The following is a 13,794-nucleotide window of genomic DNA, read 5'->3' on the forward strand; positions in this document are numbered from 1 at the left end:
TCCTCGATTCAGAATTTTTGTACAGAAGGCTCCCGGACACGAGTGTCGGGGAGAGGTCAACGAACTCTTGACGAAAGTATGCCGCAGATCGACGTCCCTGCCGATCGCGGCGGAACGAATCGACGTGATGTGCGTCGCCGAAACGACCTGAGCCGTTCCTGAGCAGCACCTGAGAGAGCTGTGTGACGTCCGCCGCGACACGGGCGAGGACCCGAGGATGGATAGTGCCCGGCTTTGGTCTACGCTGCGTAGTAATTGGGCCTTCCCTCCGGGCATGCCCTAGTTGAATTTTGTGGCGATCAGGAAGGCGTGAACGTGGCGCAAGGTCGGATCCTTCGGCGAGCGGGGCTGGCAGTATCTCTGGGCATTGCTGCCTTGCTGCTGTCGGGTTGCTCCATCGACAACGAAGTGCTTCGTTTCGGGTGGCCTTCGGGCATCACCCCGGAGGCGACGCGCATGCGTGAGCTGTGGACGTGGTCGGTTGTAGCCGCCCTCGTCATGGGTGTGCTGGTGTGGGGGCTGGTCTTCTGGGCCGTCATCTTCCACCGCAAGAAGAAGGACTCGCCGGAATTCCCGCGTCAGACGGCATACAACGTGCCGCTCGAACTCGGTTACACGGCAGTTCCCTTCGTCATCATCGCGGTTCTCTTCTACTTCACCGTCATCGTTCAGAACCATGTTCTGGACAAGACGGACAATCCTGACGTCGTCGTAGACGTCACGGCCTTCCAGTGGAACTGGAAGTTCGGCTACCGCTCCATCGAGTTCGGTGACGGCTCCGCCAAGTACAACGGAATCGACGTCGAGGCCGAAGAGGCTGCAAAGACCGAGGGCTCCACCGTGAACGAACACGGGGAAGAAGTCCCCGGCCCGATCCACGGCAACAGCACCGAGGACCTGAGCTACCTGCACTACGACAAGATCGAGACCGTCGGCTCCAGCCAGGAGATCCCGATCCTCGTTCTGCCCACCGGCAAGCGGATCCAGTTCGAACTTGCTTCCTCGGACGTCATCCACGCTTTCTGGGTGCCTGAGTTCCTGTTCAAGCGCGACGTTCTCCCGAACCCCAAGGAGAACCACTCGGACAACATCTTCCAGATCAGTGAGATCGAGAAGGAAGGCGCGTTCGTCGGGCGTTGTGCAGAAATGTGTGGCACGTTCCACGCGATGATGAACTTCGAGGTTCGTGCGGTTTCGCCCGAGGACTTCGCCAAGTACATCGAACTGCGCAAGGGTGACGCGGAGGGCAAGGGTGGTCTGACGACCGCCGAGGCTCTGCAGGCAATCGGTCAGTCGCCGGTGGCTACGTCGACCACGCCGTTCAACACCGACCGCGAGTACCGTCAGGCAACCGTCGCCACTGCAGGCAACTGAGCCGGCCAGCCTCTTCACTGAACAAGGACAAGTGCTGATATGAAGATCGAAGCCAAGCTCTTCGAGATCCTGACGATGTTCTTCATTCTCGTCGCGATCATCTACGGAGTGTTCACCGCTCTGTCACGCACAGGTATCGAGTGGGCCGGACTGACGGCCATCGTCCTGTCTGCAGGTCTGACGCTCATCGTGGGTACCTACTTCCGCTTCGTCGCCCGTCGTCTGGACACCCGTCCCGAGGACTACGACGACGCTGAAATCTCGGATGGTGCAGGAGAACTGGGCTTCTTCAGCCCGGGTAGCTTCTGGCCGATCCTGCTTGCCGCTGCTGCTGCACTCGCGGCAGTGTCGCTGGCGTACTTCCAGCCGTGGCTCATCGCAGTCGCAGTTGTCTGTGTGCTCGCCGCAGCCGCAGGCCTGGTGTTCGAGTACTACACCGGACCCGAGAAGCACTAGTTTCACCCGCACTCGAACAGAGGCGCCGCACCCACCCGGGTACGGCGCCTCTGTTGTCGTTTATGTGAGTTTCGGTGGTAGGAGGGTGCCTGTCAACAACCGCTCTCTGTCAATCGTGGAGCGAGTATTCGAGGTCGTAGCGGTGCAGACCGTCGACGACCTCCAGCTCGAGAGTGCCTGCGATGCCCTTCAACTCGCCGGTTCCGGACCCCGGCACGATCTCGTACAGAAGCTTCTGCGTTCCGTCGATCATCTGACCGAACTGCTGCAGGGCGAACGATCCCACAGCTTCGTCGACCTGCCCCGTGACAAACTCCAAAGCGACATAGCCCGCTGCACCGGCTGTCGGATTGCCCGCAGACAGCATCAGGCCGGACGACGTGCCTTCGACGCCGCCGATGAACGTCTTGTCGAACTCGAAGCGTCCGACGCGTCCGGAGAGCTCAGGATCGGCGGGGCGAAGATCGATCTCGAAGGTGCCGCGTGCATGGGATGTCATGGTCCGAGTATCTCACCAGGCGACAACGCCTCGAGGGGACTCCCGAGAACGTGCAACACTCCGTAGATGATTCTCGAACATGCCGTCCTGCAGGTCGATCCGTCGCAGTCAGCGCGTTTCGAGGCCGCATTCGACGTGGCCCGAACCATCATCTCCGAGGTTCCCGGATTCATCAGGCTGCGGCTCTCGCACTGCCTGGAATCACCGGAGCGATATCTCCTGCTGGTCGAGTGGGAAGACGTGGAGTCACACACCATCGGCTTCCGTCAGTCCACGGGATACGAGAAGTGGCGAGAACTTCTCCATCACTTCTACGAGCCGTTCCCGACGGTGGAGCACTATTCGACTGTGCTCGAGGTCTAGCAAAGCGTAGTGCCTGCTGTTGTCGGCGCGCAGACGACGAACCGGGGGAGTGGTGCCCACTTGGAGGTTGTCCATATTGAATCGCTCAGAGAACGAGTGAGGCCCCGAACCGGAATCCGGTTCGGGGCCTCACTGGTCAACTGACGTTCTTAGTGGAGTTCTCCACTTGAACCATCGGACTTGCCGTTGGTTCGGTTCTGGTAGTCCAGAAGGATCTGAAGCTGCTCGTGCTCAGCTTCGTGATGAGCGGCTTCGAGAGCCTCGCTCTCCTCGACTGGGTCAGCGGTGATCAGGCTACCGCTACCGGGCTTGCCGGCGAGGCCGAGCTTGTTCATCTTCTTCGGGACAGCAGCACCCTGGTACTCGAGCGGGATCGGGTGTCCGTGCTCGTCGACGGGGCCGAGCGGCTGGTGGATCTCGATGTACTGGCCGTTCGGCATCCGCTTGATGATGCCGGTCTCGATGCCGTGTTCGAGGACTGCACGGTCACTGCGCTGCAGGCCGATGCAGAACCGGTACGTCACGAAGTACGCGATGGGCGGAAGGATGACCATGCCGATACGGCCGATCCACGTCATTGCGTTCAGCGAGATGTGCAGGTGGTACGCGATGATGTCGTTGATGCAGGAGATCGTGAGCACCAGGTAGAACGCGATGGACATCGCACCGATAGCGGTACGGACCGGCACGTCGCGCGGGCGCTGCAGGATGTTGTGGTGAGCGTCGTCTCCGGTGAGACGCTTCTCGATCCACGGGTACGCGATCAACAGTGCGAAGACGAGGCCCATGATCAGGGCGACGGCGAACACTGCAGGGATCGTGTACCGGTTGAACAGGTAGATCTCCCACGCCGGCCACAGTCGAGCAAGGCCGTCCGTCCACATCATGTAGATATCGGGCTGGGAACCTGCCGAGACCTGTGACGGGTTGTACGGACCGATGTTCCACACGGGGTTGATCTGGAACAGACCACCGAGCAGTGCGAGCACGCCGAAGGTCATGGCGAAGAACGCGCCACCCTTCATCGCGAAGACCGGGAGGATGCGGACGCCGACGACGTTCTGTTCCGTACGGCCGGGACCGGGGAACTGCGTGTGCTTCTGGTACCAGACCAACGCGAGGTGGCCGGCGATCAGAGCCAGGATGATGCCCGGGAACAGCAGCACGTGAGCGACGTAGAGACGCGGGATGATGAGGTCGCCGGGGAAGTCGCCGTCGAAGATCAGCCAGTGCATCCAGGTACCGACGATCGGGATACTCATCGTGATACCACCGAAGGCGGCGCGGAGGCCGGTGCCCGAGAGCAGGTCGTCGGGGATGGTGTAACCGAAGAAGCCTTCGAACATCGCCAGGATGAGCAGCAGGCAGCCGATGACCCAGTTCGCTTCACGCGGGCGACGGAAGGCGCCGGTGAAGAAGATGCGAGCGAGGTGAACGATGATCGACGCCGCGAACATCAGTGCAGCCCAGTGGTGAATCTGGCGAACGAAGAGACCGCCGCGCACCTCGAAGGAGATGTTCAGGGTCGTCTCGTAGGCGCGAGACATCGTGACACCACGAAGCGGCTGGTATGCGCCCTGGTAGACGACGTGTGCCATCGACGGATCGAAGAACAGCGTCAGGAACACACCGGAGATCAGCAGGATCACGAAGCTGTAGAGCGCGATCTCGCCAAGCATGAAGGACCAGTGCGTCGGGAAGACCTTGTTGATCTGCCGGCGCATGCCTGCGGCGAGGTGGTAGCGGGAGTCCATAGCCTCCGCTTGTCCAGCCGCTGCCGCGCTGATCTTGGACGGTTTGGTTGTTGTTGTGGTCACGGTCGACGCTCCCAAAATGCCGGGCCGAGTGCTTCGATGAAGTCACCGTCGGCGACCAGGAAGCCCTCTTCGTTCACTGTAATAGGCAACTGCGGAAGTGCGCGAGCAGCGGGACCGAAGATCGGCTTGCCGTAGGTCAGTGCGTCGAACTGCGACTGGTGGCAGGGGCACAGAATACGGTTGCTCTGCTGTTCGTAGAGCGAGGTGGGGCAACCCAGGTGGGTGCAGATCTTCGAGTAGGCGAAGTAATCGCCGTAGTTGAAGCTTTCCTGGCCCTTACGCTTGGTGACACGCGCGGTGTCTTCCGTGCGGAGGCGGATGAGCATCACCGAGTTACGAATGCCGCGCAGTGCTGCGAGCAGAGCGTGCTCGTCGCCACGGTCGGACTCGCGGAACGGGAAGACCGTTTCCATCGAACCGGCATCGAGATCTTCCGGGCGAACGAGGACGATGTCCTCGGGACGGCCGGTGTCACGACGCAGGTAGATGGTCTCGCCCGGGTAGTTCGGGGTCCAGCCGGACACCCACAGAGGTGAGTCGTCGCCCTTGGCCCACGGGTTCTTGATGAGTCCGCCGAGGGGCATGACCATCATGACGCCGAGTGCGCCGCCGCCGAACATCAAGCTGCGCTTGATGGCCTTGCGGCGGGGGAGGGTGGACGTCTCGAGGGTGTCGCCGAGCTCGGCGACGATCGTGCGACGATCGACCTCGGTGGAACCACCGTCGTGGCGGTCCTGGATCGAGACCTCTTCGGGGATGAACTTCTTCGTGAACTGAACGGCACCGATGCCGACGCCGAGGATCGCCAGACCCATGGTCAAGCCGATCAGCGGGGTGTACAGGCTGTACTTGCCGTAGTTCTCGTCACCGGCGCCTGCGTACTCCCAGGGCCAGAACAGGTAGATCGCGATGAACGCGATCGCCGAAACGCCGGCGAGGCCGAACCAGAAGGCGACGTTGCGCTCGGCGCGCTTTTCCGCCCTGGTGCCCTTTACCGACCAACGATCACGGCGGTAGACGACATCGACGCCATCGAGATTGGTACCCAGCTTGACCAGGTCGTCGCGTGACATCGCGTCGAGCTCTTCATCTGTGTACTTCTTAGGCGTATCGCCGCCATGCTGGCCAGCGTCGCTCATGACCTTGCTCCGATCCACAATGCTGCACCGACGACAGCGATGATTCCGACGGCCCACATGGCGAGACCCTCAGAGGCCGGACCGAGGCCACCGAGCCCGTACCCACCGGGGTCCTTCGACTCGCCCGACGACTTGACGTAGGCGATGATGTCCTTCTTCTCCTCGATCGTCAGCTGACGATCCGAGAACTTCGGCATGTTCTGGGGACCGGTAACCATGGCAGCGTAGATCTGCTGCTCGCTGGCCGGATCCAGGACCGGGGCGTACTTGCCCGAGGACAGTGCGCCACCGCGGCCGGTGAAGTTGTGGCACGACGCGCAGTTGAGCCGGAAGAGCTCACTGCCGCGTCCGACGTCGCCACCGCGCAGCGAGGACTGGGCGATTTCGCCGTTCTCGTCGCGGATGAGCGTCGGGCCGCCGCCGTTGGCCTGGATGAAAGCGCCGAGGGCGTCGGTCTGCGCAGCATCGAACTTGGGGTCCTTGCGTGCAGCCTGGGCCTCGTTGCGAGCTGCCGGCATACGACCAGAGGAGACCTGGAAGTACACGGCTGCTTCGCCGACGCCGATGAGGCTGGGACCGCGGTCCTGCACGCCCTGCAAGTTCGCGCCGTGGCACGTGATGCATGACGTGTCGTACAGCTGCTTGCCTTCACGAATCAGGGCTGCTGAATCGTCACTGGCGGTCGCAACCTGCGGAGCTGGTGTCAACGCCGAAGCGAGGAAACCTGCGCTGATCAATCCCATCATCAATACGAGCGCGCCAGTGACGCGCCGGCGGATTTTCCGCTGGCGACGCGACTTCGCGGCATTCGCTGAGTTATCGGATGCGGGAGGGGGGGATGAACTCATCTGTATCCCTTTGGTATGTCGGGACGGAACTGGACGTCAGGGGCTGCCTGGGGCGTACAGCTGATTAACGGATGAAATAAATCGTGGCAAACAGCGCGATCCACACGATGTCGACAAAGTGCCAGTAGTACGAAACAACGATCGCGGCGGTGGCCTGGGCGGGCGTGAACTTGCTGACCCGGGTACGTGCGATCAAGAAGACGAAGGCGATGAGACCGCCGATGACGTGCAGACCGTGGAAGCCGGTGGTCATGTAGAACACCGAGCCGTACACGCTGCTCGAAATCGTGGTGCCCTCGTGCACGAGGTGGTAGTACTCGTAACCCTGGCCGGCGACGAAGAACGCCCCCATGACCAAGGTGATGGTGTACCAGCGACGAAGTCCGAAGACGTCGCCACGCTCAGCCGCGAAGACACCCATCTGGCAGGTGAACGAAGATGCGATAAGCACCAAGGTCACCGGCACGGCCAGATACAGGTTCAATTCGGTTGGCTCCGGCGGCCAATTTCCGTTCGCCTGAGCTCGTGCCACGAAGTACATGGCAAAGAGCCCTGCGAAGAACATGAGCTCACTTGACAACCACACGATGGTGCCAACGCTGACCATATTCGGCCGGTTCAGCGAGTGCACGCGTTGGGTGATTGCCGATCCTGAAGTCCCTACTGCGCTCGTCACAGACAGAAGTATGACGCTTCGTCGTAAGAGACGACCACTCGGGTCCACCATCGGCGCGTCGCTCGGCTCGAGTTCGCGGGATTGGGCGGCGAACGCGCTGGTGGCGTGGTCGGAATATGCTGGCGCGATGGCAGCTACACACAAGAGTAGACCGTGGTTCCTGAGAATTTTCGGCACGAAGATTCCGACACCGCTCGATGCAGGGCGGTCGGATCTGGTCGTCGTTGCCGAAGGCTTCGACGACGCCGAGGCGAGCTCGACGGCTCTCGAACGTGCCGCCTCCACCGAGCCGGAGTTCAGGGCGGAGTCCGAAGTGGTTCTGCGGCATCATCTCGACCTCCCGGAGGGCTCGGTAGCCGATGCCGAGAGCATCGTCGCCCAGGACGGATATGTGCGAGGCGTGGGTCGGCCCGAGGACGTGACTCCGGTGGTCGAGAATTCGGTTCGCGTCGTCTTCGAGCGTGTCCAGGTGCTTGACGCCCTGCATTGCTCCCAGGAGCGGTCACGAATGGCCGGTCTGGCGCAGCGACTCGGTGGTTCGGTCGCCGGGTGGGACGCGCTCCAGCCCCCGATACTTGCGGAGGCGCCGCCCAAACGCGGTCGCAGAAAGTCCTGAGCGGCCCTATTCGGTTTCCTCGTTACCTCACTGACTAGGCTGAGAGGGTCATCGGCAGCACAAAATGGCAGCGCGAAACGACAGCTCGAAATCCAGCCCACTTGAACGACAGGGGACCAAGGCACTATGGCCGGCACCGACGCATCCAACGCCGTGAACGTCGATTCGAGTGCAGTGGTGCGGTCCTGGCCGTTGATTCTCGGTTTGCTCACGGACGGCAGTGACTTGTCGGAAGCCGACAGTCGCTGGGCGATGGGCGAGATCATGTCGGACAACGCCACCTCCGCTCAGATCGCTGCTTTCGGGGTCGGTCTGAAGATGAAGGGCGAAACCCCCGCGGAGTTGGAAGGGCTCGCCGCCGCGATGCTCGAACACTCCAGGCGCGTGCCGGTCGATTCCGACGTCGTCGACATCGTCGGCACGGGTGGTGACCGCTCCAACACGGTGAACATCTCGACGATGGCCTCGATCGTGGTTGCCGCGTCCGGTGTGCGAGTTGTCAAGCACGGCAACCGCGCTGCTTCGTCCAAGAGCGGTGGCGCCGACGTGCTCGAGGCGCTCGGCGTTCGCATCAACCTCGGGCCGGAGCAGGTTGCGAGGTGCGTCGAAGAGGTCGGCATCGGCTTTTGTTTCGCGCCGGTCTTCCATCCCGCACTGCGCTTTGCGGCGGTGCCTCGCAAGGAAATCGGCATTCCGACGGCATTCAACGTGCTCGGTCCACTGACCAATCCGGCTCGTCCGCGTGCCGGGCTGATCGGGTGCGCATTTCCGAAACTGATCTCGGTCGTCGCGGGAGTCCTTGCGCAGCGCGGTAATTCGGCGTTGGTGGTACGGGGAGACGACGGACTGGACGAACTGACCACATCGACGACGTCGACGGTTCACATCGTCGGGGGTGGAAGTGTGCGAACTGTCACGCTGGATCCGCGTGACCTCGGAATCGACCGCGTTCCTCTCGAAGAGTTGCGTGGAGGCGACGCCGAAATCAACGCCACCGTCGCCAGAACGCTGCTTTCCGGGCAGAAGGGGCCGGTCCGGGACGCGGTCCTGCTGAACGCGGGAGCGGCCATCGCGGCATTCAACGGTGTCGGCGACGATCTCGAGAGTGCGATCTCTGCCGGGATGACTGCAGCCGCTGCCGCGATCGACAGCGGCGCGGGCGCTGAACTGCTTCACAAGTGGGCGGCGCTCACCGCCGAGCTGGCCGACCAAGCCTGATCGAGGGGCTATTCACCCAGCGAGAAACCGGCCTCGACGTCTGCGCTGGAGAATGACTGGAACGCAATGTGTGTGGCGGTTCGGAGAACGCCGGGCACCTTGTTGATTCCTCCGGTGACCACGTCGGCGATCTGGGCGTGGTCACGCACTTTCACGATGGCGATCAAATCGACGTCACCTGCGCACGAGTAGACCTCGGTCACTCCGGACAGGTCGGCGACGGCCTGCGCGGTTTCCGGGATCCGAGCGGACTCGGCGTGAATCATGACGATGGCGTTGATCATTTCTCTCCTCGATTTGCCTGCGGGTTGTGATGACCCGGTGGTTTCGATCGAGCTTAGGGGTGCCGCCCCGCCGTTACGTCATCGATGTTCGGATTCGGTTCCGGCTCGGGCGAGTCGGCACCAGGCTTCCCACTTGCCGGCGCCGCTCACAGGTTCGACGTATCCGGATGTCGCCGACACGATTCGGACACCGTCCGACGAGAGCCACCTTGCGATCAGTCCCAGTTCTTCGGGTGACGCGCCGCGGAACGGGGCGTCGTCCGGTAGGACGGTTTCGGCCGCCGCGGTGATGGCGTCGACGACGGGCATCGGGTGAGTCCCACGTCTGGCGAGCCCGGCGGACGCGAGACGCCCGGACCGGATCACCGACAGCTCCCAGCCGCCGTCTCCGGTGGGGCGGGCGAGAACGAGTTGTTCGATCGCCGCGACTGCGGCGAGTCGCTGAGTGCGCCGCACTGCGGTGGCGACTGCGACCGTTCGGTCACGCAGACGAGCAGCATTCTCGAACAACGCGTGTGCGGACAGCTCGTCGATCCGGGCCTGCATCTGTTGGAGGGGAGCGTCGTTGGTTCCTCGGAAGAATCCACGCACGGCCTCAGGGGCGGCCGCGTAGTCCTCTGCGTTGATTTCCGGGGTCCAGGAGGCTGGACACGCCCCCAGTTCGCGAGCGGGGCAGTCAGGGCCGTGAACGGCGCCGCGTCCGAGACGCTTGGTACACGTGCGCAGACGACTGAACTCTGCGACGGTGTCGGCGACGTCGACTGCGTCGCCGCGAGAGGTGAACGGGCCGATCGAATCGGCCGTGGGCGTGCGAACCACGGACAGTCTCGGAAACGCCTCGTCGGTGAGGGTGATCCACCAACCTCGCTTGGGAAACTTGGAGCGACGGTTGTACGGCGGCGCATGCGCGCTCAGCAGTCGTAGTTCACGCACCCCGGCCTCGAGAGCGTGCGCGCACTCGACATGGTCCACGCGGGTGGCCAGCGCGACCATTTCCTTCATCCGGCCGCGGGTCTCCGAACCGGTGAAGTAGTTGCGGACGCGGCGTCGAAGGTCGGTAGCAGTTCCTATGTAGAGGGCTTCGTCGGAAGGACCGCGGAAAAGGTAGACACCGGGGCTTCGCGGCAGGTTTGCGGCGAAGGACCGTTTGGCCCGTTGATGCGAGGAAATGTTGGGCAGGTAGTCGACTAGTTCGCTGTAACTGTGGACACCCTGGTTTCCGACCCTGTCGATCAGTCCGTGGAGGACGTCGACGGTCGCACGCGCGTCGTCGAGAGCCCGGTGCGTCGGCTGGGTGGTCACTTGGAAGAGATGGGCGAGTGCGGAGAGCTTCACCGAAGGTGCTTCGTCGCGTGTGAGTACGCGCCGGGCGAGTTTGACGGTGCACAGGACACGGAACGCAGGCCACGGGCGCGCGCTGCGTGACGCCGCTGCTTTGAGGAAGCCGATGTCGAACGGCGCGTTGTGTGCCACCAGCACCGCGCCCTCGGCGAACTCGAGAAAAGCAGGCAGGACACGTTCGATGGGAGGTGCACCGATCAGCATGGCTGTGGTGATTCCGGTCAGTTCGACTATGTACGGCGGAATCGACCGGCCGGGGTCGACGAGTGTTGCCATTTCGCCCAGTACCTCGCCGCCGCGGATCTTGACGGCGCCGATCTCGGTGATGGAGTCCTGGTCGGCGCTGCCCCCTGTGGTCTCGAGGTCGACGACGACAAATGTTGTCTCGCTCAGCGGTGTGTCCAGTTCGTCGAAGCTCAGTTGCCGCCCGACGTCGAACTTCTCCCCGTCGGAGAACGGGGGCGGAGACGGAAATTCTCGGGCCGAGGCGGGACTCACACCGCAGACAGTAGAAGTACCCCCCGACACGAATTCGAGCGTGCAGACACGGAATCCGACCCGCACGGACTTCCGTTGCGAAATCGGTCGATGAACGCCCGACAAAAGTAGGAGAGACGAGGATCACACTTGCGGTGGGAACTCGCGAATGTGGACGCGCGCCTACTTGTGAGTAGGGCGAGTCGAGGGGGTCTTCGGTGCGTCTGTCGACGGCTGAAACCGCGTCCGTGACCGGAACAAGTTCTAGTTTCAAGTAATCATCGTTGAACTGCATGGAAGATCGGATTGTCGGGTTTGGTGAGCCTTGGCAGTGGGTAGCGGGCGCGGGTTTGACGGCCTGGAGTGGGTCGCTGAACCGACCTGTTGTTATCTCCCCGTGACCCGCCGGGCGTATCGCGGGCGCGGCACCACGATTTCCGGCGAATCGGGCGCGATTGTCACGAAGCGGTCGACATCGTCGCGATCATTTCGTAACCTTCCTGAGACCTAACGAAGTCTTGCCGGACCAAACAGGACCGGCATCGTCAGGAACCGCCTAATCGGGATCTCCGCGAGGAACCCGAACCGGGAACCCAAGTTTCCACTGGGGTGAATCCCGCCTGGGGTGCAGCACGCAGGATCGCTGCAGACCACGCGGGTAGGGCTGATCTTCCCAGCCCGAACCCGTCAGCTAACTCGGTCGGCGGATGAATGGAAGAAATGGAGCACCCCTTAAGTGGCGTCACAGAGTTTCAAGCGTTCAGCGCAGTTGGCAGTAGCCGGCGCGCTCGCAGTCGGAGCATTCGCTGCAACCGCTGCACCTGCCTCGGCAGACCCCATCACCATCCCCGGCGTCGGCACGTTCGAGGTTCCGGGCGTTTCTATTCCTCAGTTGCCGGTCATTCCGGGCATCACCGACATCGCACCGGCCGCACCGGCCGCTCCCATCTCCAGTGTTGGTGAGCAGGCAGTTCGCGCCGCAGAGAGCAAGCTGGGCTCCCCGTACGTGTACGGCGCAGCCGGCCCGGACGCATTCGACTGCTCCGGTCTCGTTCAGTGGGCATACAAGCAGGCCGGTCTCAACCTGCCTCGCACGAGCTACGACCAGGCTGCAGCCGGCGTTGCCGTCGCACAGTCCGATCTTCAGGTCGGCGACGTGATCTCCTTCTACGGCGGATCGCATTCGGGCATCTACGCCGGTAACGGCAATGTCATCCACGCGTCGACCGCTGGTCAGCCCGTGAAGCTCGCTCCGGTGTCCTCGATGCCGTACGACGGCGCTCGCCGTTACTGATTTCTGAACACGCTCGACGGCTGTCTCCGGTAGGCAGTCGGAACGATCCGCCGCTGTGATGCGGCGGAGCTCGGGGGAGCTCCGGATCTTCGAATGTGGGCCTCGAATCTTCGATTCGGGGCCCACATTTTCGTTTCGCGACAATTCGCCCGGTACTTCACCCCGACACGCCTACCGGCGAGTAGACACAAACGTATGCCGTTCCGTAACCTTATCGAGACATTGCGCGGCCGAGACAGGTACTGTGGATAGTTGACAGCCAGCTAACAGATCGTCGACCGGTCCCGGTCGGCGTCGCTTCACCGAGACGGAGAGTTGCATTCCGTGGTTTCATCGAAAAACAACAGTCGAGTACGGGCCGCATTGACAGTGGGAGTGCTGGCGTTCGGACTCGTTGCAGGGCCTTCGATGCAGGCCGGTGCCGACCCCGTCATCACCAACCCCACCGAGGCGCTCGACAAGCTCGGTGAACTCTCCCGGGTTTCCGAGCAGACCAACGAAGCGCTGCACAACGCGCAGATCGACCTCGACGCGAAGCTGGCAGTCGCGAATGATGCGGACGTGCGATCGGCAGCCGATCAGGGTCTTCTCGACGCGGCTTCTGCGCGCGTCGCCGAGTTCGCGCCGGCGGTAAACCGTATTGCCACAGCGAATTACCAGGGTGCGCGAACCAATCGCCTCTTTGCGTTGATGGTGAGTGACTCGCCGCAGCAGTTGCTCGACCAGATGTCTGCGCTCGACGTGATTTCCAACGACGCGGCAGTACAGGTCTCTCAGTTCAACCAAGCCACTGCCGATGCGCGTGCCGCCTCGGAAGCATCGAAGCGATCGGCCGAAGAAGCGCGAACCGCCGCCGATCAAGCCCGCGCGCTCAGTGACGATTTGCAGCGCAAGCAGAGTGAACTGCAGACGCAGATCGCCGACGTGACCAAAGCCTTCCAGAATCTCACCGACGACGAACGTAACCAACTGAGCGGTACGCCTTTCCCGCCGGACGTCGATCTCAGCAAAATTCTGGCTAACTTGACCCCTGGCTCTGGTGCTGCTGCTCTGCAGGCAGGCCTCACGCGGATCGGTGACCCGTACGTCTGGGGCGCGACCGGCCCGAACGAGTTCGACTGCTCAGGTCTGGTGGTATGGGCCTACAAGCAGATCGGAAAGACTCTGCCGCGATCGAGCCAAGCGCAGGCGCAGGGCGGTGTACCGGTGTCGAGGGACCAACTACAGCCCGGCGACGTCGTGACGTTCTACAGCGACAACTCGCATGTCGGCATCTACGCCGGCGACGGAAACATTCTGCATGCGTCGACGTTCGGCGTACCGGTGAAGGTCCAGTCGATGGCAGGCATGGAGTTCTCCACTGCGCGTCGTTACTGACGGCTTGCTGCGCCC

Annotated in this window: 14 protein-coding genes and 1 riboswitch; of the genes, 7 read left to right on the forward strand and 7 right to left on the reverse strand. The window is 62.6% G+C overall.

Annotated elements, in window-relative coordinates; translation table 11 throughout:
* The first annotated feature begins 309 nt into the window (after positions 1-309).
* Both P3G66_RS14005 and P3G66_RS14010 read left to right on the forward strand, forming a co-directional pair.
* A complete protein-coding gene (locus P3G66_RS14005) occupies positions 310-1,374 on the forward strand; it encodes a cytochrome c oxidase subunit II (protein ID WP_030537048.1) in 1,065 nt (354 codons plus the stop codon).
* 39 nt (positions 1,375-1,413) lie between these two features.
* Complete coding sequence (locus P3G66_RS14010) at positions 1,414-1,830, forward strand: cytochrome c oxidase subunit 4 (protein ID WP_003941723.1); 417 nt, start codon at positions 1,414-1,416, stop codon at positions 1,828-1,830.
* 109 nt (positions 1,831-1,939) lie between these two features.
* On the opposite strand, the gene P3G66_RS14015 is transcribed toward P3G66_RS14010, so the two are convergent.
* Complete coding sequence (locus P3G66_RS14015; protein WP_047270094.1) at positions 1,940-2,329, reverse strand: DUF3224 domain-containing protein; 390 nt, start codon at positions 2,327-2,329, stop codon at positions 1,940-1,942.
* A 66-nt stretch (positions 2,330-2,395) separates the two neighbouring features.
* On the opposite strand from P3G66_RS14015, the gene P3G66_RS14020 reads away from it, so the two are divergent.
* Positions 2,396-2,692 carry an antibiotic biosynthesis monooxygenase gene (locus P3G66_RS14020; RefSeq protein WP_020908105.1) on the forward strand — a complete coding sequence of 99 codons (297 nt, stop codon included), beginning with the start codon at positions 2,396-2,398 and terminating at the stop codon, positions 2,690-2,692.
* Between the two features lie 149 nt (positions 2,693-2,841).
* Here the strand turns inward: P3G66_RS14020 and P3G66_RS14025 are convergent, their stop codons facing one another.
* The 4 genes from P3G66_RS14025 to P3G66_RS14040 all read right to left on the reverse strand — a co-directional run bounded on the left by P3G66_RS14025 (position 2,842) and on the right by P3G66_RS14040 (position 7,172).
* Positions 2,842-4,446: a cytochrome bc complex cytochrome b subunit gene (locus tag P3G66_RS14025; protein ID WP_007730057.1), complete on the reverse strand. Its 1,605-nt coding sequence runs from the start codon at positions 4,444-4,446 to the stop codon at positions 2,842-2,844.
* A gap of 59 nt (positions 4,447-4,505) precedes the next feature.
* On the reverse strand, positions 4,506-5,648 hold the full coding sequence (locus P3G66_RS14030) for a ubiquinol-cytochrome c reductase iron-sulfur subunit (RefSeq protein ID WP_007730058.1): 1,143 nt from the start codon (positions 5,646-5,648) through the stop codon (positions 4,506-4,508).
* Entirely contained in the window at positions 5,645-6,496 is an 852-nt protein-coding gene (locus P3G66_RS14035) for a cytochrome c (RefSeq protein WP_003941682.1), read from the reverse strand. The genes P3G66_RS14030 and P3G66_RS14035 overlap by 4 nt, the downstream gene beginning before the upstream one ends.
* A 64-nt stretch (positions 6,497-6,560) precedes the next feature.
* Positions 6,561-7,172: a heme-copper oxidase subunit III gene (locus P3G66_RS14040; protein WP_007730060.1), complete on the reverse strand. Its 612-nt coding sequence runs from the start codon at positions 7,170-7,172 to the stop codon at positions 6,561-6,563.
* 127 nt (positions 7,173-7,299) lie between these two features.
* Here P3G66_RS14040 and P3G66_RS14045 point away from each other — a divergent pair, with 127 nt between their 5' ends.
* Together P3G66_RS14045 and trpD are read left to right on the forward strand one after the other, a co-directional pair.
* Positions 7,300-7,788, forward strand: a complete 489-nt coding sequence (locus tag P3G66_RS14045) for a hypothetical protein (RefSeq protein WP_030537046.1) — start codon at positions 7,300-7,302, stop codon at positions 7,786-7,788.
* A gap of 126 nt (positions 7,789-7,914) precedes the next feature.
* Positions 7,915-9,006 (forward strand): anthranilate phosphoribosyltransferase, encoded by a 1,092-nt coding sequence (gene trpD / locus P3G66_RS14050; protein WP_042921851.1) that lies wholly within the window; start codon positions 7,915-7,917, stop codon positions 9,004-9,006.
* 8 nt (positions 9,007-9,014) lie between these two features.
* Here the strand turns inward: trpD and P3G66_RS14055 are convergent, their stop codons facing one another.
* Positions 9,015-9,290, reverse strand: coding sequence for an Lrp/AsnC ligand binding domain-containing protein (locus P3G66_RS14055; RefSeq protein ID WP_003941677.1), 276 nt, complete (start codon positions 9,288-9,290; stop codon positions 9,015-9,017).
* A 78-nt stretch (positions 9,291-9,368) separates the two neighbouring features.
* The gene (locus P3G66_RS14060; RefSeq protein ID WP_176741994.1) at positions 9,369-11,129 is read right to left on the reverse strand and encodes a DEDD exonuclease domain-containing protein; all 1,761 of its coding nucleotides are present in this window, start codon (positions 11,127-11,129) and stop codon (positions 9,369-9,371) included.
* Positions 11,130-11,651: 522 nt separating this feature from the next.
* Positions 11,652-11,830: riboswitch (cyclic di-AMP (ydaO/yuaA leader) on the forward strand.
* A 14-nt stretch (positions 11,831-11,844) separates the two neighbouring features.
* On the opposite strand from P3G66_RS14060, the gene P3G66_RS14065 reads away from it, so the two are divergent.
* Together P3G66_RS14065 and P3G66_RS14070 are read left to right on the forward strand one after the other, a co-directional pair.
* Positions 11,845-12,402 (forward strand): C40 family peptidase, encoded by a 558-nt coding sequence (locus P3G66_RS14065; RefSeq protein WP_003941754.1) that lies wholly within the window; start codon positions 11,845-11,847, stop codon positions 12,400-12,402.
* Positions 12,403-12,726: 324 nt separating this feature from the next.
* A complete protein-coding gene (locus tag P3G66_RS14070) occupies positions 12,727-13,779 on the forward strand; it encodes a C40 family peptidase (RefSeq protein ID WP_003941704.1) in 1,053 nt (350 codons plus the stop codon).
* Positions 13,780-13,794 lie beyond the last annotated feature (15 nt).

It is taken from the genome of Rhodococcus sp. C3V (assembly GCF_029269915.1).
GTDB lineage: Bacteria > Actinomycetota > Actinomycetes > Mycobacteriales > Mycobacteriaceae > Rhodococcus_F > Rhodococcus_F qingshengii.